The 14,283-nt window shown below is 44.2% G+C and carries 10 protein-coding genes; 5 read left to right on the plus strand and 5 right to left on the minus strand.

From position 1 onward, the window contains the following. Positions 1 to 10 precede the first annotated feature (10 nt). A complete protein-coding gene (locus NG22_RS05455) occupies positions 11 to 754 on the plus strand; it encodes a hypothetical protein (RefSeq protein WP_053404790.1) in 744 nt (247 codons plus the stop codon). Between the two features lie 99 nt (positions 755 to 853). Here NG22_RS05455 and NG22_RS05460 read toward each other — a convergent pair whose 3' ends face one another. From NG22_RS05460 to NG22_RS05475, 4 genes are all read right to left on the minus strand, one after another. After that, positions 854 to 2,077, minus strand: a complete 1,224-nt coding sequence (locus NG22_RS05460; protein ID WP_053404791.1) for an S-adenosylmethionine:tRNA ribosyltransferase-isomerase — start codon at positions 2,075 to 2,077, stop codon at positions 854 to 856. A gap of 560 nt (positions 2,078 to 2,637) precedes the next feature. Beyond that, on the minus strand, positions 2,638 to 3,156 hold the full coding sequence (locus NG22_RS05465; RefSeq protein ID WP_157600873.1) for an outer membrane beta-barrel protein: 519 nt from the start codon (positions 3,154 to 3,156) through the stop codon (positions 2,638 to 2,640). A 559-nt stretch (positions 3,157 to 3,715) separates the two neighbouring features. Beyond that, positions 3,716 to 4,063, minus strand: coding sequence for a DUF2834 domain-containing protein (locus NG22_RS05470; RefSeq protein ID WP_053404793.1), 348 nt, complete (start codon positions 4,061 to 4,063; stop codon positions 3,716 to 3,718). Positions 4,064 to 4,228: 165 nt separating this feature from the next. Beyond that, complete coding sequence (locus tag NG22_RS05475) at positions 4,229 to 5,467, minus strand: D-alanyl-D-alanine carboxypeptidase (protein ID WP_053404794.1); 1,239 nt, start codon at positions 5,465 to 5,467, stop codon at positions 4,229 to 4,231. A 309-nt stretch (positions 5,468 to 5,776) separates the two neighbouring features. Between NG22_RS05475 and NG22_RS05480 the strand changes: the two genes are divergently transcribed. The 4 genes from NG22_RS05480 (at position 5,777) to NG22_RS05495 (ending at position 9,479) form a co-directional block, all read left to right on the plus strand. Then, positions 5,777 to 7,138, plus strand: coding sequence for an AAA family ATPase (locus NG22_RS05480; protein ID WP_053404795.1), 1,362 nt, complete (start codon positions 5,777 to 5,779; stop codon positions 7,136 to 7,138). Then, on the plus strand, positions 7,135 to 7,350 hold the full coding sequence (locus NG22_RS17560; protein ID WP_053404796.1) for a PD-(D/E)XK nuclease domain-containing protein: 216 nt from the start codon (positions 7,135 to 7,137) through the stop codon (positions 7,348 to 7,350). Before NG22_RS05480 ends, NG22_RS17560 begins: the two co-directional genes overlap by 4 nt. A 98-nt stretch (positions 7,351 to 7,448) precedes the next feature. Beyond that, complete coding sequence (locus NG22_RS05490) at positions 7,449 to 9,020, plus strand: ATP-binding protein (protein WP_072159194.1); 1,572 nt, start codon at positions 7,449 to 7,451, stop codon at positions 9,018 to 9,020. 24 nt (positions 9,021 to 9,044) lie between these two features. Beyond that, on the plus strand, positions 9,045 to 9,479 hold the full coding sequence (locus NG22_RS05495) for a hypothetical protein (protein WP_053404798.1): 435 nt from the start codon (positions 9,045 to 9,047) through the stop codon (positions 9,477 to 9,479). Positions 9,480 to 10,191: 712 nt separating this feature from the next. On the opposite strand, the gene purL is transcribed toward NG22_RS05495, so the two are convergent. Continuing rightward, positions 10,192 to 13,887 carry a phosphoribosylformylglycinamidine synthase gene (purL, locus tag NG22_RS05500; RefSeq protein WP_053404799.1) on the minus strand — a complete coding sequence of 1,232 codons (3,696 nt, stop codon included), beginning with the start codon at positions 13,885 to 13,887 and terminating at the stop codon, positions 10,192 to 10,194. Positions 13,888 to 14,283: the final 396 nt, after the last annotated feature.

Raw genomic sequence — 14,283 nt, forward strand, 5'->3', positions numbered from 1 at the left:
TATGTGCAAGATGAAATTTAAAGTATTTATTTTTTTATCACTCCTGATGTTTTTGCAGAGAAACGCCCAAGGGCAGTATTTAACTACACTACAGTCCTATTTATCAGGGACAGGTAAGTGGGAGAAAGTATTTAAGGGTAAGCATGAGGCGAAGCTCTACTATAAAGATGGTACTATTTCCCATGGAGAAGTAAAAATGCATCGTGCAAATGTCTCTGTTTTTGGTGTTGCTCCCTCTGGGATATCATTGAGGGCTGAAGGGGAAAAGAATTTTAAAAAACTTGAGTTAAAAGAGCTGCTGGGGTTTAGGGTATCGAATGATTCTTTTGCCATTGCTCAGGATGTACGTATTCATGATTTGAAAAAGAAAAAACTGCCCTACGATTATTTTAGAGTGATAGTGGATGCTCCTCTGGTCTTCGGTATTCAGCATACTGCTGCCAGTGACGCACAGTCTACTCGTATCCTTAATCAGGCGGTGATTATGAATAAGGCCACAAAAGAGGTGGTTGTGTCGGTAGCGCCCAAAAAACAGAAACAGGAGCTGTTTGATTTGCTGAAGTTTAACGAAAATTTTGTCATGTACACCTCCAGAGTGTCTAATTGGTACAAGAAACTGAATAAGTCTAATAATATTTTTAATGAGGAGCGGGAATTTAGTTGGGACACCACCCGCCCGCTTTATATCACAGAAATATTATACCTGATTTATAAAGATATGGAAGACCCGACGCAACGACCAGAAGGTTTGTAAAGGTTCCGCTTATAGCGAATAAAAGAAAAGGGAAAGCAACTTACCGGTCGCTTTCCCTTTTTTTTGTCTGACGGCAATGTTTACCGTGTCAACTATTGTTTATCGCTTTCTCCTTAGGAAAGAAGCATCACCATAGCTTAAAAATCGATAATCCTTCTCCAGGGCATTGGCATAGATCTTCTTCCAATCCTCACCAACAAAAGCAGCCACCAACATGATGAGGGTAGAACCTGGTTGGTGGAAGTTGGTGATAATTCCCTCGATGATCTGGAAAGGATAGCCTGGGAAAATAAAGATTTCCGTGCTTCCCTGTAGCACATCGGTTTGGTCACGGTCCATTTTAGCCATCACCGCTTTCATGCTGTCTTCCACCGTCGGCATTTCCTGCATTTCATATTGATAAGGGCGCAATTTCTCCACGAAAAAGGCGGCAGAAGGATCCTCCATCAGCTTTACCCCATACCAATACAAGCTCTCTAGCGTCCGCATGGAAGTGGTCCCCACGCAAAAGACTTTCCCGATATTGTTCAGGATGGTCTGCACGTTTTCCCGGCTGATGATAATCTGCTCCTCATGCATCGGGTGGTTCACCGCATTGGCTTCCTTTACCGGTTGGAAGGTTCCCGCACTTACGTGGAGGGTCAGTTCCTGACGCTGGATATTTTTAGCGTCCAGCTTGCCTAATATCTCATCGGTGAAGTGTAATCCAGAGGTAGGGGCCGCCACAGCGCCTTCATGTTTGGAGAATACCGTCTGATACCGCGGCTTGTCTTCTTCTTCCGCCTCCCGATTCATATAAGGGGGCAGCGGTACAGTTCCTGCGCCTTCCACTATATCCACAAAGGCAATTTCTTCGGGCGTCCATTCGAAAGTTACTTCAAAAGGGGCGCGGCTGGTGATGCGGGCCTTCAACATAACCTTCGTTCCGTTAATGTCCATCTCTCTTTCCAGCACCTGATCATCCTTCCACTTCTTGGCATTACCTACCATGGCCGCCCAGGTAGCCGAACCTTTGGCTTCCATCGCCTGGGTAATTACCGGGCTTGGCTTCAGTGGGTTCAATAGGAAAACCTCGATCTTCGCCCCGGTATCTTTACGGAAAAAGATACGCGCAGGAATTACTTTGGTGTTGTTAAAAAATAAGGCGGAGTCCGCAGGAATCAACTTTTCAATTGCAGGGAATTGCAAATTGTCGATCTCCCCGTCATGATAATATAATAGCTTAGAGGCATCACGATTTTCCAGCGGGTATTTTGCAATACGCTCGTCCGGTAAGTCGTAAGTATATTCTTCTAATTTAATTTCTGGCAGTGTCGTTTTCATAGCCCGCAAATATAAGTCACAAATCAGCAGTGTCAAATACTTTGCCAGCCCCAAAATGCAAAACCCTTTGGTTAATTGCCGTTATTGTCTTTTCCGGTGATAAAATCGTCAGGAATAACCTCTATTTTCGAGGGCTAACATACCTTAGAGTCCGCAGCATAGCCTAATTGGTGTACTTTTTAATTATTTGGGGGTGCCCTCCTGGGCAGTCGGTCGGGCTGGAGGCGGCTCGCTCTTTATTGGTGACTGAAAGTGGTGATAAATAGGCCAGACTTTCACTCACCAATAAAGGAGCTCAGACAGGCCCGCCCCATCCCTCACCCAAGCGCTCTGAAAGCGCAGGTAATCGGCTAGGTGCCCACCGTAAAGGGTTGGCAGAGGGATAGAGGCATTGTTGGAGCTCCTTTTTTCGGCCTTAAAGCGTAGCGGGCTGGGAAAAAGAGCGACTGCCGAAAGCCCGACCGGAGCGGAGCGAAGGGCTGCCCCAAAAAAATACCTATACCGTTCTTTTTAAAGAGCAGTATAGGTATGTAATGAAATGAATCGCTTGGTCTTCAGGTTTAGAAGAAAATAGAAGCAGTAGCTCCGGTTCTGATAAAGCTTCCGGTGTGATCTGCAGCGGAGATTTTCACCTCAGGAGCGATAGAAAAGCGATTAGCGATTCGGAAATCGATGCCAATCCCCAAATTAAAACCGAAATCCACAGCAGATCCGTCAAAGGAATGCTGGCCACCTTCAATTTTTTCTTTAATAGCCATCATGTTGCCTCCAATAATACCGTAAGGACGTACAAGTCCGGTTTTAATGAAAAATCTATGGTAGTCGGCATCTAAAACAAAGCCACCAAGGGTATGTCCTGGCTCCACTTCAGTCGTGGAAAAGTTTGTTCCGGTAACTTGTACCAAGGATTTTTCAGACCATTGGTATCCTACCAAAAAACCGAAGACTCCTTTTTCTGTAAACCTGATATCATGGGAATAATTGATACCCAACTTAACCCATTTTTCGGTTTGATTTTCCTGCGCTAAGGCGGTGAATGATAAAAATGTTGTAAAAATTAAAGCGAAAATGCCTTTCATAAATTTGATGTTTTTCAATAAAAAATTTGGTTTTAAAAAGTAAGGCTGCAAACATAGGCTTTCTTTATGGCTTTAGGGTTAAATAAGGGTTAGGAGGGGATAAGAGTCTTTTTTTTGATTTGTTTTAGGTATGTTTTCCATAGTTTTATTAGAAGTTGTGGGGCTCAGAACGGATTTAAAACCTCACCTTCCAACATCAAATTCGAATTTTGGCTTTTTAATAAGCTCTTAAGTATTCAGCAAATTTTTGAATGAGGGAAATTGACAATGGGAAGTCCAATGTGTTAAAAACAGTGCTCTTAGTTAAGCTTATTGAGTCTGGAGGTGCATTAATCGGTTAAGAAAAGGCCTTGTAAACAAGTTATGGGCCATAAAAGTGTGGGGATGGTGCTGATGAAGTTCGGGTTGGACTAAACTTCATGAAGTGGCTTGTTAATTCTTTAAATGGGATAGGTTCCAGCAGAAATAGCCTTCGGGAAAATAGAAATGGGTAGTTTTCCAGAAAAATTCAACTCCCGGATGGGCGATGATCTTTTAGAACCTGCTATGAGCGGATAGCTTACATTAGCTCTCCATGCTCTTCATGGATAAGTTGTTTTTCCAGGTGTATTTCCCGCAAATACAGAAACAGGGGCAAGCCGAAGGATACTCCGACTAATAAACAGCCCAATATGGGTGCCCAAAGGCCTTTCATATTGAGGCGACGAGCCTCCAGCACAATGAAAGCCAATAGCGTACAGGCCGAAATGATCACATCCCATCCAAAGAAGGCGGAGGAGGGTTTTTCAAAAACGCGCTGGAACAAAAGGGTGACGTCCACGCCATTTTCAATGAAAAACATCATCAGGCTTTCGTAGGGAAGGACAATTCCGAGGATGGTCAGGATCAGGAAGGTTCTTTTGGCCATGGTACTAGCTTTGTATTGGAGAATTCACAATTCAGGCAGATGAGGTTTGGGTGTTCGGGCTCAAGATTAAAAGCCTGTTTCGCCCAAATTGGTTTGGTCTACTGCCTTAGAGAATATGTGAAAAGATAATCAATTTCCTGATGATGCAGATCATCCCCTAAAGGATTAATATGTTTCGGCAACTTGCTGAAGGTAGGCCATCATTCGACTACGGCAAGGGTGGTAGCTTCCATGGATGTTATTATTTAACCAGCTGAAGGTGAGTATGCGACCACTTTTGCATTTGAGGTAGCCACTCAGGCAATAGACGCCCGACATGCTGCCACTTTTTGCAAATAGAAAAGGGGCTTGGCCATTCGCAAGATCCTGAAGGGTGCCTTCGCCACCATTGTGCGGCAAAAGAGAGAATAATCGCTCATGATCTATTTCCGCCCAGGCTTGTTGCAGTAATTGGTTAAAGTGGAGGGGAGTGAATTGATTGTATCTCGAAAGGCCGGAGCCGTCAACCCATTTTGGGCTGGGCAAGCTGTCGGGGATGATGTTTTGCTTGGCCCAATCCAAGGCCTTATCGATGTTGATGGTATCCGACAGCTGGCCTGAGCACATGAGGAGGAGTTGCTCGGCGAAGAGATTGTCTGATGCTTTGAGCATTCGGCTTTGAAGGCTGTCGGTAGGAAGGGTGGCGAGGACGTCCCATTCTATGCCTTCCGGCAATTCATAATGCAAGGGCATGGGCATCAGTCTTTTGTTCAGGGCTTCAGCCAATAGTGGGCCATTGACGGTGAGCTGATTGGTGGCAAATGGTATTTTTTGCCGCTTGCTGCCTATCGGACAGGCTGATGGATTGTAATATACCTTACCGCTATTAATATCCCGAAACATACATTTGCCTTCGGTGGTGGGTTGAGGGCTATTGTTGAACCAGGCCAAATCTGCTTTGGGCTTTAGCGCGAAGGGGTCCCAAGTGTACTCTACAAGATTTCCATGTATGGGCATCAAAGAGCGCTCCGGGCAATAGGCATAGCCGAAGTCATCCCAAGTCCAGCCATCACCCCAGGGGGAAGTCTCAAAAACCCGCGGAGCCAGGTGAATCATTTCCGGAGCTAGCAGGAAAAACTGTCGCGCCAGCTCATCTTCAAAGTCCGGATGGAAAAGGGTGGGATTGGCCGTGGGCTGAAGGATCAGATTTTGCCCTTCCCAGTGATAACGGAAAAGGGGAGCCTTTTTAGGCAATAGCTTTTCTCCGGTCATAAAGGTAAAGAGTTTTACATTGGAGGCCGGGGTAAACCACTGCGCGGCATTATATTGATCCAATAGTTCACCACTTTGGGCATCAGCCAGGACAAAGCCCATATGATGGGGGAATTGATCCGTTAGGTGTGCAATTCCGGAGGGGGCTTCCACCCTTGCTTGTGGCGCCTTCTTACAGGAAAAAAAAAGCAGGAGGCTCAGGCTTAAAATCCAGGGAAAGGGGAAATATTTTGGGCAGATGCAGAATATATTTGGCACTATGGGGAAAGCTAAAGGACTGACGATTGATTACAGGGGTCAATTTAGAGAATATTTCTGAATGATAAAGGAGGAAGAGCGGCATTATGAGGCCTGTATGAGAGTGACGACAATTTTGGAAAGGGAGTTTAAGGCCTTTGGTGTTGGAAAATGGGTATTTGAAAACAAATATTTTATATTTGGATTACTTCAATAATATAAAGCATGCGCAAAGCACTTCCGATCGGTATTCAGACTTTTGAAAAGTTAAAGGAAAAGGAATTTGAATTCCTTTACGTGGATAAGACGAAAGAAATTTTACAGCTGGTCAACCACCCGGGCTATATCTTTCTCTCCCGTCCGCGCCGTTTCGGGAAATCGATGCTGGTCTCTACCATGGCGGCTTTGTTTGAAGGTAAAAAGGATTTGTTCGAAGGACTGTATATTGAAGAGCATTGGGACTGGGGTAAAACTTATCCCGTGATCCGGATGGATATGAGCGGGATTAATTATCAGTCCATCACAGATGTTCGGGGACAGCTGCAAAATATGCTGGCGCAAAACTGCCGGAAGTTTGAAGTGCCTGTAGAAGCCCTTTCTCATGCGGGTTTAGGCCCCAAGCTTGGGCAGTTGATTCAACTCATTTCCGAAAAATACCAGCAACAGGTTGTTATTCTGATTGACGAATACGATAAAGCCATTCAGGATACCCTGAGTAAGGAAGGGGATCTGGCGGCTGAGGCGATGGAAGAGCTTCGGGGTTTTTACAGTGTCTTTAAACCCTACGATGAGTACATTCGCTTCTGCTTTATGACAGGCATTACTAAATTTGCCGGCATGGGGCTCTTCAGCGGCGCGAATAATTTTAAGGATATCACCCTTTCAGCCAAATATGGTAGCATTTGTGGTTTCACGCAAGAGGAGTTGGAACGGGATTTTGCAGATTATCTGGAGGGCGTGGACCTGAAAAGGGTGAAACAGTGGTATAATGGTTATCAATATTTGGGAGATAAGATTTATAATCCTTTTGATGTTTTATTGTTTCTCAGTGAAGAGGGTGTTTTCAGCAACTATTGGTGGGAGACAGGCACTCCTGGCTTTTTAGTGAAACTTTTCGAACAACAAAATTACCGTCCGCAGGAAATGGGCAAGATGGAACTGAAGGAGACACGGTTAAAGCAATTTACGCTGAAGAATCTGGATTTGGTTTCTCTGCTATGGCAAACAGGTTATCTGACCATAACAGGAGTAAAACAAAACAGGGCGGGAGTAAATATTTATGAATTGGGTATTCCGAATCTGGAGGTACAAAATGCCCTGAACGCGCTGTTTTTTGAAACGATATCCAGTACTCAGGTAGACGATTACACTCCTGATCATGTTCTTGATTCATTAAGTGACAATAAAATGGAGACTTTCGAACAGGCAATCCGTTCTTTATTCGCTTCCATTCCTTATGAGAACTATTCCAAAAGTAATATCCAGCAGTTTGAGGGGTATTATGCCGCCATTCTTTTTACTTTTCTCTCCTCCTCCGGGTTGAAGGTGTATCCTGAGAAAAGTATTGCCATCGGCGGGTGGATATGACCATTGAAACGCCGGATTATCTCTATGTGCTGGAATTTAAAGTTGGAGGAGAAGGAAAGGCACTGGAACAGATTCATGAAAAGCGTTACTATGAACCTTATCTGTCGGATGGGCGGAAAGTAATCCTGATCGGGATGGATTTTGATGCGGAGCAGAAGAATCTGGGCGGATTTGAGTGGGAGGAGTTACCGGGAAATTTTAAGGGGAATTAATTTACTATGGACATTATTCTATTTGCTATATAAGGAGATGAGGCGGGGAATCTCTTTTGAAAAATGCTTAATTTTACCTCTCAATAATGACTTTCAATATGCGCAAAGCACTTCCGATCGGTATTCAGACTTTTTCTGAGGTTCGAAATTCTTCTTCAGATTTCCTCTATGTGGATAAGACCGAGTCTGTTCATTTAATGTGCAGGCACAAGGGATACTATTTTCTCTCCCGTCCGCGCCGTTTCGGTAAATCGATGCTGGTCTCTACCATGGCGGCTTTGTTTGAAGGTAAAAGGGATTTGTTCGAAGGACTGTATATTGAAGAGCATTGGGACTGGGGTAAAACTTATCCCGTGATCCGGATGGATATGAGCGGGATTAATTATCAAACCATTCAGGATGTACAGGGCCAGCTGCAAAATATGCTGGCGCAAAACTGCCGGAAGTTTGAAGTACCTGTAGAAGCCCTTACTCATACGGGTTTAGGCCCGAAGCTTGGGCAGTTGATTCAACTCATTTCCGAAAAATACCAGCAACAGGTCGTCATTCTGATTGACGAATACGATAAAGCCATTCAGGATACGTTGAGTAAGGAAGGGGAGTTGGCGGCTGAGGCGATGGAAGAGCTTCGGGGTTTTTACAGTGTCTTTAAACCCTACGATGAGTACATTCGCTTCTGCTTTATGACAGGCATCACTAAATTTGCCGGCATGGGGCTCTTTAGCGGGGCAAATAATTTTGATGATATCACCCTTGATCCGGATTATGCCTCCATTGTTGGTTTTACGCAGTATGAATTGGAACACAGTTTTGGCAGTTACTTCGATGGGGTGGACATGGAGAAGGTGAAACAGTGGTATAATGGTTATGCTTATCTGGGAGAAAAAATTTACAACCCCTTTGATGTACTGTTGTTTCTGAAAAAGAAAAATACCTTTGCCAATTATTGGTGGGAAACGGGTACTCCGGGCTTTTTGGTGAAGCTTTTTGAGCAGCAAAATTACCGCCCGCAGGAATTGGGAAAGATGGAGTTGAAGGAGACGCGCCTAAAGCAATTTACCCTTAAGAATCTGGATTTGGTTTCTCTGCTTTGGCAGTCCGGATACTTAACCATTACAGGCACCCGACAGGATTTTTTGGGGATGACTTACTATCAGTTAGGTGTGCCCAATTTGGAAGTTCAAAATGCACTGAATGAGCTCTTTTTTGAGACCATAGTAAAGGCACCGTCGGGAGATTTTGGAATTGAAAAGGGAGGGTTGGCCTTATATGAAAAGGATATGGAGGCTTTCGAACAGGCAATCCGTTCTATGTTCGCTTCCATTCCCTATGAGAACTATTCCAAAAGTAATATTCAGCAGTTTGAGGGGTATTATGCCGCCATTCTTTTTACTTTTCTCTCCTCCTCCGGGTTGAAGGTGTATCCTGAGAAAAGTATTGCCATCGGGCGGGTGGATATGACCATTGAAACGCCGGATTATCTCTATGTGCTGGAATTTAAAGTTGGAGGAGAAGGAAAGGCACTGGAACAGATTCATGAAAAGCGTTACTATGAACCTTATTTGTCGGATGGGCGGAAAATAATCCTGATCGGGATGGATTTTGATGCGGAGCAGAAGAATCTGGGCGGATTTGAGTGGGAGGAGCTCGAATCCGGATTAATTAACTAATTAAATTTAAAATCAAATATTATTATGATGGACGAATATGAGCAATGGCAGGCAGAAGTGAAAAAACTTCAGGAGGAGAATGAAGGCATTTTGAAAGGATTTCATGATTATCTTGAACGATCAGGGCTTTCGAAGAAAACCATCAGAGTGCATGTAGGTAATATTGAATTTTTTGGCAATGATTACCTTACCCGCGAAGACCCTACTTCACTGGCTGATGGTTGGTCGATGATTGATGAGTTTTTAGGATACTATTTTGTCCGAAAATGTATGTGGTCTAGCCCTGCAACGACCAGACAATATATCACTAGCTTCAAAAAATTCTACGCTTATTACTATGAGGTTGGAGGTATTAGTAAAGAAACCTTGGAAAAGGTGAAATTTGAATTGAAGGAGGGAAAAGAAGATTGGATAGATGCTCATGGGGAGCTGGATGAGCTTTTGGGCTGGGATTGGTAAGTGATATTGTTTGTTTCTTTTGTCGAATTAATTACCGACAAGGGAGGTTTACGATAGGCTTCCCAATGTTCAAGTAGTATCGCCCCGTCGGTGTGATTCAGCCGGAATCTTACTTTTATCGGAATCAACAAAGTGAACTTCATGGAACTTTTTAAGGATGCTCTCTGGCTTTCCTGGGTAGAGAGTTGTTCAATATCGGTGTAGGGAATGTAAAGTGGTGACTTACCAAAGAGATTCAGCTGAATGCCTTCGCTGCCGATGAGTAGCTGATCTAATCCCTTTCTACTTTGATAAGTGTATAGGGTTAAATTCTTGATTTGACAGCTATGGCTGATCTTTAGGTCCTTTGGCTGCCAAACTCCTCCTGAAGCAGGTCCATTATTCTGTGCGTTTTATAAAGGGAAAAAGCAAATAAACCCACGACAGTTAAAAATGGAAGAATGCTGATAATGTGCTCCATGGTTTTGATAGCGTTAAAAAGCGTTTAAAAAGTAATCACGGACATTGGCTTTCCAGCCTTAAAAAAATAAGATATCAAAATCGGTAGAGTAATAAAACAGAGAAGATCAATAATGATAGGTGGGCCGGGCAATTTCATATTGAAGCCTTTTTTTTGTCATTATAGTGAAAGCTTCCCTTAAAATAAGCATAAAAAAATCCCCCGCACCGGACTGGTACGGGGGATTTTCATTTTTATTAAAAAGCTGAACGCTTATTTCTCTTTTTTGGTTGCTTCTACCCATTGGCGAGCATTAACGAATGCTTCGATCCACGGAGTAACTTCATCATTCTTACGGTTGGTTGGGTATTTGGCCCAGTTCCAGGGGAAGATCGCACGCTCCAGGTGAGGCATCATCGCTAAATGACGACCATCGTTAGAAGCGATACCGGCAACATTATAATCAGAACCGTTAGGGTTCGCTGGGTAAGTCTCATAGGAGTATTTACCGATAATGTTGTAGGACTCTTCCGCATAAGGCAAGTTAAATTTACCTTCACCGTGGGCAATCCATACACCCAAACGAGATCCTGATAAGCTGGACAGCATTACAGAGTCGTTTTGAGGAATGGTCATGTTCACGAAGCCGGATTCAAACTTGTGCGAGTCGTTGTGCAACATAGCAGGTTTCTCTTCATGATCAGGGTTGATCAATCCAAGTTCAATCATCAACTGACAGCCGTTGCAAACCCCCAAAGAAAGGGTGTCAGGACGTGTGAAGAAGTTATCCAAAGCTTCTTTTGCTTTCGGGTTGAAAAGGAAAGCTCCGGCCCAACCTTTGGCAGAACCTAACACATCAGAGTTAGAGAAACCACCAACGAAAACAATCAGATTCACGTCTTCCAAAGTCTCACGTCCGGCGATCAAGTCGGTCATGTGAACGTCTTTCACGTCGAAGCCAGCCAAGAACATGGAATAGGCCATTTCACGATCACCATTTACCCCTTTTTCACGGATGATGGCCGCTTTGATACCGGACTCACCTTTGCGATCCTGCGTCAAGCCGTAATCAGCCAATTTACCGGTGAACTCGGTGTTGAAAGTGAAGCGAAGTGGAGATTTTTTGTAAGATTCAAAACGCTCTGAAGCCAATTCCTCACCTGACTGGTGACGATCCAACAAGTAAGAAGTCTTGAACCATACATCACGAAGTTCCGCTACCGGGATGAAGAACTTGGTGCCGCCATTGCGAACGGCCAATTCTTTATCTTCTACCGGAATACCGATCAATTTAGCATTGATACCTGCCTTCTCGAAGAATTCAGTAACATAAGCCTCATCATTCACCTGCAACAACACACCGCTGTTTTCTGCGAACAATACTTTGATCAGGTCTTCTTCCTCAATGCCGGTCAAGTCTACATCAGCAGCGATATTTTGCTCTGCAAAACACATTTCCAACAAAGCGGTAATCAAACCACCGGCAGAAATATCGTGCCCTGCTACAATTTTATCTTCCATGATCAACGTCTGAATAGCGTTGAAGGCATTTTTGAAGTATTCAGGGTCCTTTACGGTAGGAGCAGATTCCCCCAATTTGTTTTGTGCCTGCGCAAAAGCAGATCCACCCAAATTCAAGGCGTCGGAAGAAAGGTCGATGTAGAAGATTGGCTTATCTTCGCCTTTCTGCAATACCGGCTCCACTACTTTTTTCACGTCTGCTACTTCACCAGCAGCAGAGATAATAACTGTACCCGGTGCAATAACGGTTTCGTCCTTGTATTTCTGCGTCATCGACATGGAATCTTTTCCTGTCGGGATGTTAATGCCCAATGCAATGGCGAAATCAGAAGCTGCTTTTACTGCATCGTAAAGGCGAGCGTCCTCTCCTTCATTTTTACATGGCCACATCCAGTTGGCAGAAAGGGATACGCCGTTCATTTGGTGGGTTAATGGTGCCCAAACCAAGTTGGTTAAAGATTCCGCAATAGAATTAACAGAACCTGCTTTAGGATCAATCAATCCGGATACCGGATCGTGACCGATCGCCGTAGCTACACCACCCTTACCTTTGTAATCCATCGCCATAACACCGACGTTGTTCAAAGGTAATTGCAAAGCACCAGCAGTCTGTTGCTTGGCTACTTTACCCGTTACAGAACGGTCTACTTTGTTCGTTAACCAGTCTTTACAAGCTACAGATTCCAGTTGCAATACGTCAACTAGGTAATCCAATAGTTGCTCTGAGCTATATTCCAAAGCGGCATATTTTTCATCTTTGGCATTGTCTTTCATGATGGTCTTCGGTGGGTTACCGAACATGTCCGCCAATTCCAAATCGATAGGGTTTTCTCCTGTTTGCTGATCCTCGAAAGTGAATCGCATGTCACCTGTAGCTTCCCCTACATCATAAATAGGAGCACGCTCGCGGTCACCAATACGCTTCAACTCTTCAATGTCATCGCCCTTCATCACAAGACCCATACGTTCCTGAGATTCGTTACCAACAATCTCTTTTCCGGAAAGGGTAGGGTCACCTACAGGCAATTTACGAAGGTCAATTTTACCACCTACTTCCTCTACCAATTCAGATAGGGAGTTTAAGTGTCCACCAGCACCGTGGTCGTGGATAGAAACGATGGTGTTCTTATCTGACTCTACCAATGCACGGATGGCATTCATGGCACGTTTCTGCATCTCTGGGTTGGAGCGCTGAACCGCATTTAACTCAATCGCAGAAGAAAACTCCCCGGTATCTACAGAAGAAACGGCGCCACCACCCATACCAATACGGTAGTTGTCACCACCCATCACGACGATGCGATCACCTTTGGAAACGGCTTTCTTCAATGCGTGCTCGTGCTTGGCAAAACCAACACCACCGGCCAGCATGATTACCTTGTCGAATCCTAATTTTCGGTCGTTTTCTTCATGCTCGAAGGTTAAAACAGAACCGGTGATCAATGGCTGACCAAATTTGTTACCGAAATCAGAAGCTCCGTTGGAAGCTTTGATCAAAATTTCGATAGGAGTTTGGTATAACCAAGGACGTGGTTGAATATTCTTTTCCCAGTTACGACCTTCCTCCAAACGAGAGTAAGGCGTCATGTAAACGGCAGTACCTGCCAATGGCAAAGATCCCTGCCCCCCTGCTAAACGGTCGCGAATCTCTCCTCCCGCGCCGGTTGCCGCACCGTTGAATGGCTCCACAGTCGTTGGGAAGTTGTGAGTCTCTGCTTTAATGGAAATTACTGAATCAATCTCTTTGGTTTCAAAGAAGTCCGGCTTGTCCTGAGTCTTAGGCGCAAATTGCTCAATCTTCGGACCTTTGATAAATGCCACATTATCTTTGTATGCAGACACCAAATGGTTCGGATGTTCATTTGAAGTCTTGCGAATCATTTTGAACAAAGACTCTTCCTTTTCTTCTCCGTCAATGACGAAGGTCCCGTTGAAGATTTTGTGACGACAGTGCTCTGAATTTACCTGAGAGAATCCGAAAACCTCAGAGTCCGTAAGCTTACGGCCCAATTTCTCGGTTAATCCTTCCAGGTATTTGATTTCTTCCTCACTTAATGCCAATCCTTCTGATTGATTGTAAGCGGCGATGTCCTCGATATACACAACCGCCTCAGGCGCTTTGTGAATATCAAAAACTTCCTGATCCAGCCCGTTGTATTTGGCTTCCAGCATTGGATCAAAAGTAGCATTCTCCTCTTTTAGCAGAAATTGCTCGATACGAATGATACCTTCGATACCCATATTCTGGGTGATTTCCACCGCATTGGTGCTCCATGGGGTGATCATCTCCTTACGCGGGCCGATGAACGTGCCTTCGACTGTTGTTCCGTCAACTTGCGTTGCGTTACCAAACAGCCATGTTAATTTGTTGCGGTCTTGCTCATTTAAAGGCTTCTGAGCTTCCACCACAAAGAAATTTTTGTGTACGCCTTGATAGAATGTGATCATCCTTATAAGAAAATTTGAACGGTTAAGGGATTGATTCCTTTCAAGCGGCAAAAATAGCAGTTTATATTGGAAGGAAAATGATTTGGGGTGGAAAAAATAGCTGTTTCTGCAAGTTTTTTTGGTAAGAGGTATGGGGTGGGTTAGGAATGTATCCTGTTTTTATGATTTTTGTCCGCTTTTAGTGTTTTGTAGGATGTGAAAACACCTCCGAATTACTGTGTAGGGGACTTGATGTTGATTTTGGGCGTCATTTTGAAGGCGGTCCTTTACAAGGTTTGAATAGGATATTTTCTGAATAGCGGCTAAAGTTCTGTTGATCAGGGAAATTGTTGATTGAAGGGTGAAGTGTATATGGAAATGCTTCTTGGGGATTTTGTTTTTTATTGAACGGGTGTA

The sequence above is a fragment of the Persicobacter sp. CCB-QB2 genome, assembly GCF_001274635.1.
In the GTDB taxonomy this organism is placed as follows: Bacteria; Bacteroidota; Bacteroidia; order Cytophagales; family Cyclobacteriaceae; genus Persicobacter; species Persicobacter diffluens.